Genomic DNA, 13134 nt, shown 5'->3' with positions numbered 1-13134 from the left:
ACACGTGCCGGACCGCTGCAGGGTGCCCCGGGGTGTTCTTGCCGTGCCCATCGGCGTAACCTGGCAGGCGCCATGCCGTACGAACCACCCACGCACACCGTCGAGCGCTCACTGCGCGCTACGTCCGGTGCCAGGACCGTCGCCGGTGTCGACGAGGTCGGACGCGGAGCGTGGGCCGGCCCCGTCACCGTGTGCGCGGCCGTCACCGGTCTCCGTAGAGCCCCTGAGGGACTCACCGACTCCAAGCTGATCAGCCCCAAGCGCCGGGCGGAACTCGCCCCGTTGCTGGAGAAGTGGGTCACGGCCTACGGGCTGGGGCATGCGTCACCACTGGAGATCGACGACCTCGGCATGACCGCGGCGCTCCGTCTCGCGGCTGTCAGGGCGCTGGACGCTCTGCCCGTGCGACCGGACGCCGTGATCCTCGACGGCAAGCACGACTACCTCGGAACGCCCTGGAACGTCCGTACCGTGATCAAGGGCGACCAGTCCTGCATCGCCGTGGCCGCGGCCTCGGTGATCGCCAAGGTCCACCGGGACACGATGATGGCCGAACTGGGCGCGGACACCGGGGAGTACGCAGACTTCGCCTTCGGCGCGAACGCCGGTTATCCGTCACCGGTACACCGGGCCGCGCTGGAGGAGCGGGGGCCTACGCCTCACCATCGCCTCAGCTGGGCCTACCTCGACGCGCTGCCCAGGTGGCAGCACCTGAAGAAGGTCCGATTCTCCGCCGAGGCGGCGGCACTGGAAAGCGGGGGCCAGCTCGGCTTCGACTTCTGATCGCACAGGCGCACCCCACCGCCGACGTGTTCGCGTCGGCTGCGAAAGACAACCATTCATGCCTCTCATCCCCGAGGAGCCTCAGATTCCCGAGAGCGCCCAGGGTCCCCGCGTCACTCCGGCCGCCGGCCGCACCGCGCCGACCCCCCGTCCCGTACCCGGCCCGCGTTCCGCGGCCACACCGCGTCCCGGAAGCCCGGGCCGTGGCCCCGTGAGGCCCGCGCCCCCGGCGCAGCGCCCGCATTCCACCTCCGCCACTCCCGCCGCTCCGGCTCCTGCCGGGCAGAAGCTGTCCCAAGAACGCCCGGCAGCACAGTTCCAGCTGATCCCGGCGCCGGCCGACGGTGCGATCGACGCCGCCGACGAGGCCGTCGACCTGCTGCTCGACTCCGGGAGGGCACCTGGCGACATCCTGGTGCTCACCACCGGTGAACTGCACCCCTGGGCCGCGCATGAACTCTCCTTCGGGGAGGCCACGTACTGGGCCCAGCACGACGCGGGCGACGACGTCTTCTTCGCCCGCACGGCCGATGCCGGCCGTTACGCCACCCGTTCCGTCGTCGTTGTCGCGGTCAACGGTGACCTCGACGACGCGGCTGCCCTGGCGCTGTCCGGCGTGCGGGAGCGCGCCGGCGCGCTGCTGATCGTGTGCGGAGACCCGCAGCAGATCAACTCGGCACTCGGCGCGGGAGTCTGAACCGTGCGTCCGTGGGTCCCGGCCATCCGTGAGGACGGCCGGGACCCACGTCCCGTTTCAACGGGCGGCGCTTCGCCGCAGTGCCTCGGCCGCACCGCCCCCGGTGCGGAGCGGGCCGGGGTCCTGTTCGGCGGTGGCGTCCGCCAGGGCCGACGGCGTTGACAGCAGCGTCGGCCTGCGGCCGCCCCGGCCCTCACCGAGGACCTGCCAGCCTCCACGCGTCAGAGTGATGTAGGCCCCGCAACGGAGGCCGTGCAGCGTGCAGGCGTCCCTCAGCCCCCACATCCAGGCCCCGTCCTCCTCCGTCCAACGCTCGTCGCCTTCGCGGCAGTAGAGCAGTACGGCGGTGCGCACCGGGGTGCGGCGGCGCAGATCGTGGGGGATCACCCGGCGCAGATGCGCCAGCAGGGCGTTGCGGAACTCCCAGCCGTCCGTGGCCGCGGTGGACCGCCGGGCGAACGAGGCGCTGGCCGTGAGCCGTTCCTCATGATCGAGGACGGCGACGACCGCGGTGGCCGGAGTCGGCCGGTGCCGTGCGTGGAGGCCGCTGACGACCTCACGCGGGCTGCGCAGCAGAGGTATGCCCGCCGCGGCCCACTCGGCCGGTTCGAGCATCCTGGCGACGTGGTTGACGGAGCCCGCGGACGCCGACAGTGAAGTGGCTGCGGACGGAGCGAATCCGAAGGTCACGGTCCTCCCTTCGCTACGCGCCCACGGTGCGGGCAGGGTCGAGTGAGGGCGCGCCGCGGCACAGCCCTTCCGGGCCCGCGAAAAGACCGTGCGGGGAGCGATTCCAATTCTTCCTGTCGCACCGGCAGGCGGCAACGAGCAATTGGCGCGGCTGACGGGTATCTGACGGAATGACACAGATATCCCTGCCCGTTCGGCGACGAACGAAGCCGATCCTCAGGCCTGGACTGCGAGGACCAGCGGAAACACTCCCTCCGCTCCCGCGCGCCGGAGCAGCCGCGCCGCGACGGCGAGGGTCCAGCCGGTGTCGGAGAGGTCGTCCACGAGCAGGACCGGCCCTCCCGCGGACGCGAGCGACTCCGCCAGCGCGGGCTCCACGACGAGGGCCTCGTGCAGGGCCCTCACCCGCTGTGCGCTGTTGGTCTGGGAGATGCGCAGGTCCTCGCTGCCCGGAGCGTAGGTGACCGTGCCCAGCAGGGGCATCCGGCCGACCTCGGCGATACGGCTGCCGAGCGAGTGGACCAGCTGGGGCCTGCGGCGTGAGGCGACCGTGACGACTCCGACCGGCCGAGGTGCCGCGTCCGGGGCCCCGGAGGCCCAGCCGCCGGGACCCTTCGCCCAGTCGGTGATCACCGTGACGACCGCGCTCGACACGTCGTCGGGGACAGGGGCGTCCTGTGCCTGCGCCGCGAGCAGCGGACGGAGTCTGTTGCCCCAGCCGATGTCCGAGAGCCTGCCCAGCGCGCGGCCGGGAAGGGCCAGTTCGCCGGCCGGGATGCGCCCCTTGAGATCGATCCCCACCGCGGAGAGCCCCGTGGGCCACATCTTGCGCGGCTCCACCTCCACCCCCGGCCTGCCGAGCTCGCCGCGCGCCCCGTCGAGGGCGGCCGTGGAGACCTTGTCGTCGAACCGTGCGCCCGCGCAGTTGTCACAGCGCCCGCACGGCGCGGCCTCCTCGTCGTCCAGCTGGCGCCGGAGGAACTCCATGCGGCAACCGGTCCCCGACGCGTAGTCGCGCATCGCCTGCTGCTCGGCGGCCCGCTGCCGCGCGACCCAGGCGTAGCGCTCGGCGTCGTACACCCACGGCTCGCCCGTGGAGATCCAGCCGCCCTTCACCCGCTTCACCGCACCGTCGACGTCCAGCACCTTGAGCATCGTCTCGAGGCGGGTGCGCCGCAGGTCGACCAGAGGTTCCATGGCGGGCAGCGACAGGGGCCGGCCTGCCTGGGCGAGGACGTCGAGAGTCCGACGGACCTGCTCCTCCGGAGGGAAGGCGACCGAGGCGAAGTACTGCCAGATGGCCTCGTCCTCCTTGCCCGGGAGCAGCAGGACCTCGGCGTGCTCCACCCCGCGCCCCGCGCGCCCGACCTGCTGGTAGTAGGCGATGGGCGAGGAGGGCGACCCGACATGGACGACGAAGCCGAGGTCGGGCTTGTCGAACCCCATGCCGAGCGCGGACGTGGCCACCAGCGCCTTTACCCGGTTGGCCAGGAGATCGTCCTCGGCCTGCTGCCGGTCGGCGTTCTCCGTCCGGCCGGTGTACGACACGACCGGGTGTCCGCACTGGCGGAGGTAGGCCGTGATCTCCTCGGCGGCCGCGACCGTGAGCGTATAGATGATGCCCGAGCCCGGCAGCTCTCCGAGATGGTCACCCAGCCAGGCCAGACGGTGCGCGGCGTTGGGCAGTTGGAGCACTCCGAGGCTGAGACTCTCCCGGTCCAGGGGGCCCCGCAGCACCAGGGCGTCCGTGCCCGCCCCCGTGCCGAGCTGCTCCGCTACGTCCGCGGTCACGCGTGCGTTGGCGGTGGCCGTCGTGGCGAGCACGGGAACGCCCGACGGAAGATCGGCGAGCATGGTCCGCAGCCTTCGGTAATCCGGCCGGAAGTCATGGCCCCAGTCGGAGATGCAGTGTGCCTCGTCGACCACCAGCAGACCCGTGGCCGCGGCGAGGCGCGGCAGCACCTGGTCACGGAAATCGGGGTTGTTGAGCCGCTCGGGACTGACCAGCAGCACGTCCACCTCGCCCGCCGCCACCTCCGCCTGGACGGTGTCCCACTCCTCGGTGTTGGAGGAGTTGATCGTGCGGGCGGTGATACCGGCCCTGGCCGCCGCCGCCACCTGGTTGCGCATGAGGGCGAGCAGGGGCGAGACGATCACCGTCGGCCCGCTGCCCTGGGCGCGCAGCAGCGATGTCGCCACGAAATACACCGCGGACTTGCCCCACCCGGTCCGCTGGACGACCAGGGCTCTGCGCCGGTCGGCGACGAGGGCCTCGATGGCCCGCCACTGGTCCTCACGCAGACGGGCGGTGCCGGTGGTGTCCCCGACCAGACGGGCGAGTACGGAATCGGCCGAGGCCCTGAGCTCTGCGCGGTCTGCGTTGGTCATGCCCCCATGCAACCCGATGCCTACGACAAACCGCGAACGGTGGTCCTTGGCTGTGGACAAAGTTATCCACAGGGGTCGCGGAAATCGGCGGCCCGCGGGACGGTCATGCCATGAACAAGCGCGACGAAACCACCGGACCGTCCGAGGCTCAGCAGGTCACCCTGCGGGGCCCCGCCGAACTCGCCGATGCCCTTCCGTACCTGATGGGTTTCCACCCGAACGACAGCGTGGTCATGGTGGCCCTGCACGGCGGCCGGGGCCGCTTCGGCGGCCGGCTCAGGCTGGGCATCCCGCAGGAACCCGAGGAGTGGGCGCCGGTCGCCGACCAGCTGGCGCGATGCCTGATCGCGGGAAGCGAGAGGCGCGAATCCCGCCCTGACGCGATTGTCGTCTTCCTCTGCCAGGACCCGGCGGAGGGAGAGAGCGCGCCGCAGACCATGGAGCGGCTGAGGCCGCTCGCCCAGCGCCTGCGCACGGCCTGCGGAGCGCTCGACGTCCCCGTCCTCGAAGCGCTCTGCATCTCCGACGGCCGTTACTGGTCCTACTGCTGCCCCGATGACCGCTGCTGTCCGCCCGAGGGCAACCCGCTGGCGCTCCCCGGCACCACGGTGATGGCGGCCGCGGCCGCGTACGCCGGTGTTCAGGTGCGTGGGTCGCTGCGGGACCTGGAGGCGCGGCTCGTGCCGTGGGACTCCGCGGCGGCACAGGAGCAGGAGCGGGCCCTGGACTCGGCGGGTGCCGTCCTGGTGTCCCGCATCCTCGACGTCGACGGGCGCGGGGAGGTGGCGCGGGAGACTCTCGCGCTCGCACGGGACCTCATGGGACGCATGGGGAATGCACCGCCCTCCGGCTCGGCATGGACGGACGGCGGCGACGACGTCCTGATCGCACCCGACGAGGCGGCGGCGCTGATCCTGGGCCTCCAGGACCGCGAGACCAGGGACCGGGCCGCCGAGTGGATGGAGGGCCCCGACGCCGGGACGGCACTCCGGTTGTGGCGCGCTCTCGCACGCCGGTGCGTCGGGCCGTATGTGGAGCACGCCGCGGCGCCGCTCACGCTGGCCGGCTGGGTCTCGTGGTCCACCGGCGACGAGGCCGGCGCCAGGGTGGCACTGGGGCTCGCTCTGCGCGCGGACCCCGACTACACCTTCGCTCAGCTGCTGCACCAGGCGTGCAATCAAGGACTGGATCCGGAAACGCTGCGTCGCTGTCTGCGCGGGGAGCGCACGCTGCGCGAGGGCGGAGGCGCCGGCGCCGCGCAGGAACGCGGCAGCGGGCACCGTCGGGAGCGAAAAAGCGGCGCCCGGCCCCCGCGCACTCCGGCCGCCAGGCGTAAACGGAGCGTGACGGAGCGGCCGGCACCGGGCGCCGGCGCCTCCCGTCCGGGTTCGTCCGTGAGCCGGGGCCGGGCCCGTGACATCAACCGGCGGCTGGGCCGGCGTGGTGCCAGGAGCCGCGATTGACGGGCCGTGCCCCGGGGTGGACGGAAGTCCCCCGCCGGGCCGGCAACGCGGGGGAGACAACCGGAACCGGGCGCGGAACCGGTGTCGCGAAGGGAGTGTTTATCGTCAGGAAGACGACTATGATTTCCGCATGCCGCCCTACGACCCGTCGACCTTCCCGCCCTTCGCTGTCACCGTCGACCTGGTTGTCCTCACGGTGCGACGTCACGCCCTCTGTGCATTGGTGGTACGCCGTGGCGAATCGCCGTTCCAGGGGCGGTGGGCACTACCCGGCGGATTCGTCAGGGCCGATGAGGACCTCGGTGCTGCGGCAGCGCGTGAACTCGTCGAGGAGACCGGGCTCTGCGCTCACGATCCGGCCGCCCCCGCTGTCGGGAACGGTGCCCATCTCGAACAGCTCGCCACCTACGGCGACCCGGGGCGTGACCCCCGGATGAGGGTCGTCAGCGTGGCGCACCTCGCGCTCGCGCCCGACCTCCCGGCCCCGCGCGCGGGCGGGGACGCGAACAGCGCCCGCTGGGCACCTGTCGAGGACCTGCTCGGGCCAGGGGGTGGCTTCGCCCGCGACGGCGAGCAGTCCGCGCCGCTGGCCTTCGATCACGCGAGGATCCTCGACGACGGGGTGGAACGGGCCCGCTCGAAGATCGAATACTCCTCGCTGGCGACGGCGTTCTGCCCGCCGGAGTTCACGGTGGGGGAGCTGCGCAGGGTGTACGAGGCGGTGTGGGGTGTGGTCCTGGACCCCCGGAACTTCCACCGCAAGGTCACGGGCACGCCCGGCTTCCTGGTGCCGTCCGGCGGCACGACCACTCGGCAGGGGGGCCGGCCCGCACAACTGTTCCGGGCCGGGGCGGCGACCGTCCTCAACCCTCCGATGCTGAGGCCGGAAGTCTGAGCGGGGCCCGCGCCGCGGGCACCCGCCGCGCGCACCTGCGGAACTCCCATAGAATCACCGGTGCGCAAAAAGTCTGAAATGTCGCGTTATCTTGCTGGGGTAACCCACCCTGCCGCCGAGCGGTCTCACCCTCAGCGAGAGAAGCGATGCTCCAGGCCATCGGACTTACCAGCGCCCCCCACCGCGACCGTCCGCCCGTCGTGGACGACCTGACCTTCGAAGCCCCGCCCGGCAGTGTCACCGCCCTCCTCGGCGCTCCCGGCTCCGGCAAGACCACCGCCCTCCGGCTGATGCTCGAGCTCGAAGCGGGCAGGGGTGTCACCTACTTCAAGGGCCGCCCGCTGCACCGCATCGGTCATCCCGCCCGCGAGGTCGGGGTGCTGCTCGGCGACGTGCCGGGGCATCCTGCGCGCACCGCGCGCGGCCAGCTCCGCATGCTCTGTGCCGCAGCGGGAGTTCCCGCCTCCCGGGCGGACGAACTCCTCGAAGTCGTCGGCCTCGCGGGGCTGGGGGACCAGCGCATCGGAACCCTCTCGGCCGGTATGGACCGGCGGCTCGGCCTCGCTTCGGCGCTGCTCGGCGACCCCCATACGCTCGTACTGGACGAGCCCACCGACGGCCTTTCGCCGCGTGAGAGGAGCTGGCTCCACGGTCTGCTCCGCGCGCACGCGGCCGAGGGCGGCACGGTCCTGCACACGACCGGCGATCCCAAGGAGGCCGCTCGCGCGGCCGACCGCGTGGTCACCATCGACGAGGGGCGCCTCGTCGCCGATCAGGAGGTCGCCGACTTCTCCCGCACCCGTCTGCGGCCCCGGGTCGCCGTGCGGACGCCGCACGCGGCCCGGCTGGCCGCGGTGGTGAGCCGCGAAGCCCGCGCCGCCCAGCGCTCCGTCGAGGTGGTCGCCGAGGACGGCAGCCGGCTCTCGGTGTACGGCAGCAGCTGCGCGGAGGTGGGGGACACGGCGTACCGGCACGGTCTCCCCCTCCACCAACTAGCAGACGAGACCGGGGACGCGGGCCCGGTGGCCGCCCCGGCCCGAGGGCCGGGGGGCGGCCCGGTGAGAGTCGTCCCGCCCGGCCCAGCCTCGGCCGTGGCGATCTCGAAACTGCCGCCCCCGATCCCCGTACGCCCGGCCCGTGGTCCGCTCCGGCCGCTGCGGTACGAGCTGCGCCGCCTCTTCGGCGTCAGGGCAACCGCCCTGATCATGGCGGGCGTTCTGGTCGTGTCGGCGGCCCTCTCCGTGCTGCTGGCCCGCTCCGGGAGGACGCCCCTGCCGGATCTGCTGGTGGCCTGGCCGGACCTGCTGCCGCTACCGCCCGCCGCGTTCGCGGCCGGGCTGCTGGGCGCGCTCTCCTTCGGTGACGAGTTCCGCTACCCGGCGCTCGCCGCCGGTCGGGGGACGGTCCCGCGCCGTCTCGGACTTCTGGTGGCCAAGCTGGTGGTCTCGGCGGGAGTCGCGCTGCTGCTCGCCCTGCTCTCCGTACTGGCGGACGCCGAAGCCCTGCGCCTCGTCTACGGCAGTGACTTGGTGACCGTCCCGGCAAACGCACCGCAGCTCGCCGCCAGTTGGGCAGGCCTGTCGGTCGGATGCGCCTGGGCGGGCCTGCTCGGGGCCGGTGTGTTCCGGCTCACCGCTGCCGGAGTCGCTGCCGTACTGGCGGTCCCGGTCCTTGTCGTGCCGCTGATGCAGAAGCTTCTCGCGGGACCGTCCGCGCGTTCGATCACAGGACTGCCTGGCCGGCTGCGTGAACTGGGCTGGGCGCAGTGGCCGTACGAGACGGACCGCTGGGCCATGGCCGCGGTGCGCGTCGTGGCCCAGCCCGTGGGGCTGGCGCTTTCCCTGTCGTTGTCTGCCTTGATCTGCGCGTATGTGTTCACCAGCCTTCGGGGAAGAGCCCGTTGGTGATCGTTCGGCCCGGTCTCGTCAGTCACTTACCGGCAACTCTCCTGAAAAGATGTGATTTCTACCGATAACGCGTCAATTGAGAGGCGGGTGCCGATCACCCTTTCGTGTGCTTTTCAGCAAAGACCTCAAGGGGCGGGTGAGCCGCGCCGACAAAGGATGCGTGAGTACCCTTGCGCACACCATGATGACCGCCGCCCGCTCCGCCGACTCCGGCCTCGCCGGTCCGGGCGAACTCGACCGTTACCCGTACACGGAGTCGCCGGCCGGCGAGCGCGCCGCCCTCCGTTCCTGGGGTGGCGCCGAATCCGAACTGGGGCGGGCGAGCCGACGAGGTGCGGCCAGTCGCGGCCGTGGACTTCACGGCCAACTGGTCCAGCAGCTCGGCCAGATGATCGTTTCCGGTGACCTAGGTGCCGACCGGCCGCTCGTCCCGGAGGAGATCGGCCAGCGATTCGAGGTATCCCGCACCGTTGTGAGGGAGTCCCTGCGTGTTCTCGAGGCCAAGGGCCTAGTGAGTGCCCGGCCCAACGTGGGCACGCGGGTCCGCCCGGTGAGCGACTGGAACCTGTTGGATCCCGACATCATCGAATGGCGCGCCTTCGGCCCGCAGCGCGATGACCAGCGCCGCGAGCTGGAGGACCTCCGCTGGACCATCGAGCCGCTGGCCGCCCGGCTGGCCGCAGGTCACGGGCGCGAGGACATTCAGCAGCGCCTCGGCGACATGATCGAGATCATGGGGCACGCGATGGGGCAGGGGGACGCCATCACGTTCTCCAGGGCCGACGCGGAGTTCCACGCCCTGCTGATCCAGGCGGCGGGCAACCGCATGCTCGAACACCTTTCCGGGATCGTGTCTGCGGCCCTGCACGTTTCGGGCGGACCCGTCACAGGCTGTGAGCGGCCCGCCGAGGCGTCCCTCGGTCACCACGCACGGATCGTGGAAGCCCTCGCGTCGGGTGATTCCGCCGGCGCCGAAGCCGCCATGCGACAGCTGCTGGTCGGCCACACCGAAGGCGAGCGAGTGGTTCCCGCGCCTCGCGAGCACTGAACGTCGCCGGACCGGGGTATGCGAACCGTGTGCTGCCGAGCCCTGGCGGTTCGGCGGCAGGTTCATACGGAGATGTGACCTCTGGGTCCGTTTGTCGCGAATGAGGTGTGACTGGGGCCACGCGAATTGGGCGTAACACTCCTCGAAACAGTGCGATGACTTAAGAGGTGACCGCCGCGGAAGGAATACAGCAGCCACACAGTGCGCTGTGCAGTTCTGAGGCCAAACCCGCGCCGTCGGCAACATCCCCAGCCGACGGTCGTCGGTTCCAGCCCTCTCCAGGGCCGGGCCGGAAGCCGTTTCCATCGTTCCGAGAGGTTGTTCGTGTCGGCCAGCACATCCCGTACGCTCCCGCCGGAGATCGCCGAGTCCGAGTCTGTGATGGCGCTCATCGAGCGGGGAAAGGCTGATGGGCAGATCGCCGGCGATGACGTGCGTCGGGCCTTCGAGGCTGACCAGATTCCGCCAACCCAGTGGAAGAATGTTCTGCGCAGCCTCAACCAGATCCTCGAGGAAGAGGGTGTGACGCTGATGGTCAGTGCCGCGGAGTCGCCTAAGCGCGCCCGCAAGAGCGTCGCAGCGAAGAGCCCGGTCAAGCGCACCGCCACCAAGACTGTCGCGGCCAAGACGGCCGTGACGCGGACCGTCGCGGCATCTGCCGCCCCGGCGGCCGAGAGCGCGGACGTGGCGGCCGACGACGCTGCCGTTGCCGCTCCTGCGAAGAAGACAGCAGCCAAGAAGACGGTTGCCAAGAAGACCGCCGCGAAGAAGACCGCGGTCAAGAAGACCGCCGCCAAGAAGTCCGGCAAGCAGGACGACGAACTCCTCGACGGTGACGAGGCGGTCGAGGAAGTCAAGGCCGGCAAGGGCGAGGAAGAGGAGGGCGAGGGCGAGAACAAGGGCTTCGTCCTCTCCGACGACGACGAGGACGACGCGCCTGCGCAGCAGGTGGCCGTCGCCGGCGCCACGGCCGACCCGGTCAAGGACTACCTGAAGCAGATCGGCAAGGTCCCCCTCCTCAACGCCGAGCAGGAGGTCGAGCTCGCCAAGCGCATCGAGGCCGGCCTCTTCGCCGAGGACAAGCTCGCGAACTCCGACAAGCTCGCGCCGAAGCTCAAGCGCGAGCTGGAGATCATCGCCGAGGACGGCCGCCGCGCCAAGAACCACCTGCTGGAAGCCAACCTCCGCCTGGTGGTCTCGCTGGCCAAGCGCTACACCGGTCGCGGCATGCTCTTCCTGGACCTCATCCAGGAGGGCAACCTCGGTCTGATCCGCGCGGTCGAGAAGTTCGACTACACCAAGGGTTACAAGTTCTCCACGTACGCCACGTGGTGGATCCGCCAGGCGATCACCCGCGCCATGGCCGACCAGGCCCGCACCATCCGTATCCCGGTGCACATGGTCGAGGTCATCAACAAGCTCGCGCGGGTGCAGCGCCAGATGCTCCAGGACCTGGGCCGTGAGCCCACCCCGGAGGAGCTGGCCAAGGAGCTCGACATGACCCCCGAAAAGGTCATCGAGGTCCAGAAGTACGGTCGCGAGCCGATCTCCCTCCACACCCCGCTGGGTGAGGACGGGGACAGCGAGTTCGGAGACCTGATCGAGGACTCCGAGGCGGTCGTGCCGGCGGATGCGGTGAGCTTCACGCTGCTCCAGGAGCAGCTGCACTCCGTGCTCGACACGCTCTCCGAGCGTGAGGCGGGCGTCGTCTCGATGCGTTTCGGTCTCACCGACGGCCAGCCGAAGACGCTGGACGAGATCGGCAAGGTCTACGGCGTGACGCGTGAGCGCATCCGTCAGATCGAGTCCAAGACGATGTCGAAGCTGCGCCACCCGTCGCGTTCGCAGGTTCTGCGCGACTACCTCGACTAGACCGCGGACAGACATGGGCCGGGGCCCGGAACCTCTTCAGGTTCCGGGCCCCGGCCCATGTGCGCGTGCGGTCGGCACCGGGGCGGATGACGCTGAGTGGGCACTGTTCACCTCGGCGTCAGGAGTCTCCATGCCCCGCCTACTCGTCCGTGTCCTTCCCGCCGCGTCCGCCCTTGCGGTCGCGGCGGCGCTGATACCCCTCGGCCCCCCTGCGCCCGCCGCGGCGGACAGCATCATCGTGGGCGGGAGGCCGGTGGCCGTCGCGGACAGCCCGTGGGTCGTGGCCCTGTCGAGCCGTGACCGGTTCGGAGGAACCCGTGCGGGCCAGTTCTGCGGGGGAGTGGCGGTCGCACCCACCAAGGTGCTGACGGCGGCACACTGCCTCAGGGAGGACGTCCTGGGGGCCGCCGTCCCGGAGGTCCGGGATCTGCGTGTCATCTCCGGACGGGACGAGCTGAGCGGGCCGGGCGGTCAGGAGATCCCCGTGCGGTCCACGTGGGTCAATCCGGGGTACGACCCGCGCACCAACGCCGCGGACCTGGCGGTCCTCACCCTGGCCCGGACGTTGCCCAAGGGCAGCGTGATCCCGATGGCCGGGGCCGGGAACCCGGCGTACGAGCCGGGCGCCGAGGCGACCGTGTACGGCTGGGGGGACACCACCGGGTACGGCGCCTACGCGTCAGGGCTGCGAGCGGCCACGGTGCGGGTTCTGGCGGACAGCGACTGCGCCCGGGCCTACCCCGGGGGCACACAGGGCGCGTACGACGCCTCATCGATGCTCTGCGCCGGTGACACCGCCGGAGGGCGGGACGCCTGCCAAGGGGACAGCGGAGGCCCGCTGGTGGCCCGTGGGCGCCTCGTCGGGCTGGTCTCGTGGGGCAGCGGCTGCGGCAGCCCCGGCAGCCCCGGGGTCTACACCCGGGTCTCCGCGGCGCTCCGGTGGATGGCAGACCGGAGCTGAACCGCGCCGGACCGCACCACCACGATCACCGCCGCATCGCGTCGGAGCATATGAGAACGGGCGGCTTTCCCCAAGGGGAGGCCGCCCGTCGGCCGGTCCTGGACCGTGCCCATAGCTCGTCGTGGATGCGAGGTGTCAGTGTTGGTCCTCGTCGGCTGCACTGGCCTGCACGGCAGTGAGCCGATCTGTCTCATCCTGTATTTCCGCGGCGATCTTCTTGAGTTCCGGCTCGAACTTGCGCCCGTGGTGGGCACAGAAGAGCAGTTCACCGCCGCTGATCAGGACGACGCGCAGATATGCCTGGGCGCCGCAACGGTCACAGCGGTCTGCTGCGGTCAGCGGGCTCGCGGGGGTCAGAACAGTAGTCACGTCGCCTCTTCTCTAGCTCGACGAGCTGTCGTACCAGGGTCAACATCCAACCAGGCCGAAA

The 13134-nt window shown here is 71.2% G+C and carries 11 protein-coding genes; 8 read left to right on the top strand and 3 right to left on the bottom strand.

Translation table 11 applies throughout. The features are described 5' to 3' along the window. The first annotated feature begins 72 nt into the window (after positions 1–72). Entirely contained in the window at positions 73–783 is a 711-nt protein-coding gene (locus ACIQM3_RS35060) for a ribonuclease HII (protein ID WP_104789578.1), read from the top strand. Between the two features lie 58 nt (positions 784–841). Further along, complete coding sequence (locus ACIQM3_RS35055) at positions 842–1480, top strand: hypothetical protein (RefSeq protein ID WP_401631763.1); 639 nt, start codon at positions 842–844, stop codon at positions 1478–1480. Positions 1481–1537: 57 nt separating this feature from the next. On the opposite strand, the gene ACIQM3_RS35050 is transcribed toward ACIQM3_RS35055, so the two are convergent. Then, positions 1538–2170: a hypothetical protein gene (locus tag ACIQM3_RS35050; protein ID WP_401631760.1), complete on the bottom strand. Its 633-nt coding sequence runs from the start codon at positions 2168–2170 to the stop codon at positions 1538–1540. Between the two features lie 216 nt (positions 2171–2386). Continuing rightward, positions 2387–4558 (bottom strand): RecQ family ATP-dependent DNA helicase, encoded by a 2172-nt coding sequence (locus ACIQM3_RS35045; protein WP_401631758.1) that lies wholly within the window; start codon positions 4556–4558, stop codon positions 2387–2389. A gap of 110 nt (positions 4559–4668) precedes the next feature. On the opposite strand from ACIQM3_RS35045, the gene ACIQM3_RS35040 reads away from it, so the two are divergent. The 6 genes from ACIQM3_RS35040 to ACIQM3_RS35015 all read left to right on the top strand — a co-directional run bounded on the left by ACIQM3_RS35040 (position 4669) and on the right by ACIQM3_RS35015 (position 12704). Continuing rightward, positions 4669–6021, top strand: a complete 1353-nt coding sequence (locus tag ACIQM3_RS35040; RefSeq protein ID WP_401631755.1) for a DUF4192 domain-containing protein — start codon at positions 4669–4671, stop codon at positions 6019–6021. A gap of 130 nt (positions 6022–6151) precedes the next feature. After that, positions 6152–6916, top strand: a complete 765-nt coding sequence (locus ACIQM3_RS35035) for an NUDIX domain-containing protein (RefSeq protein WP_401631752.1) — start codon at positions 6152–6154, stop codon at positions 6914–6916. A 146-nt stretch (positions 6917–7062) separates the two neighbouring features. Continuing rightward, positions 7063–8823 (top strand): ATP-binding cassette domain-containing protein, encoded by a 1761-nt coding sequence (locus ACIQM3_RS35030; protein ID WP_401631749.1) that lies wholly within the window; start codon positions 7063–7065, stop codon positions 8821–8823. 160 nt (positions 8824–8983) lie between these two features. Continuing rightward, positions 8984–9871 carry a FadR/GntR family transcriptional regulator gene (locus ACIQM3_RS35025; protein ID WP_401631747.1) on the top strand — a complete coding sequence of 296 codons (888 nt, stop codon included), beginning with the start codon at positions 8984–8986 and terminating at the stop codon, positions 9869–9871. Between the two features lie 324 nt (positions 9872–10195). Continuing rightward, a complete protein-coding gene (locus ACIQM3_RS35020) occupies positions 10196–11743 on the top strand; it encodes an RNA polymerase sigma factor (RefSeq protein WP_099176733.1) in 1548 nt (515 codons plus the stop codon). A gap of 130 nt (positions 11744–11873) precedes the next feature. After that, positions 11874–12704, top strand: coding sequence for a S1 family peptidase (locus ACIQM3_RS35015; RefSeq protein ID WP_401631744.1), 831 nt, complete (start codon positions 11874–11876; stop codon positions 12702–12704). Positions 12705–12839: 135 nt separating this feature from the next. Here the strand turns inward: ACIQM3_RS35015 and ACIQM3_RS35010 are convergent, their stop codons facing one another. Then, positions 12840–13073 (bottom strand): hypothetical protein, encoded by a 234-nt coding sequence (locus ACIQM3_RS35010; RefSeq protein WP_104789587.1) that lies wholly within the window; start codon positions 13071–13073, stop codon positions 12840–12842. Between the last annotated feature and the right edge of the window lie 61 nt (positions 13074–13134).

This window comes from Streptomyces sp. NPDC091271 (assembly GCF_044757505.1).
In the GTDB taxonomy this organism is placed as follows: Bacteria; Actinomycetota; Actinomycetes; order Streptomycetales; family Streptomycetaceae; genus Streptomyces.
This window is presented reverse-complemented; position numbering and strand designations above follow the sequence as displayed.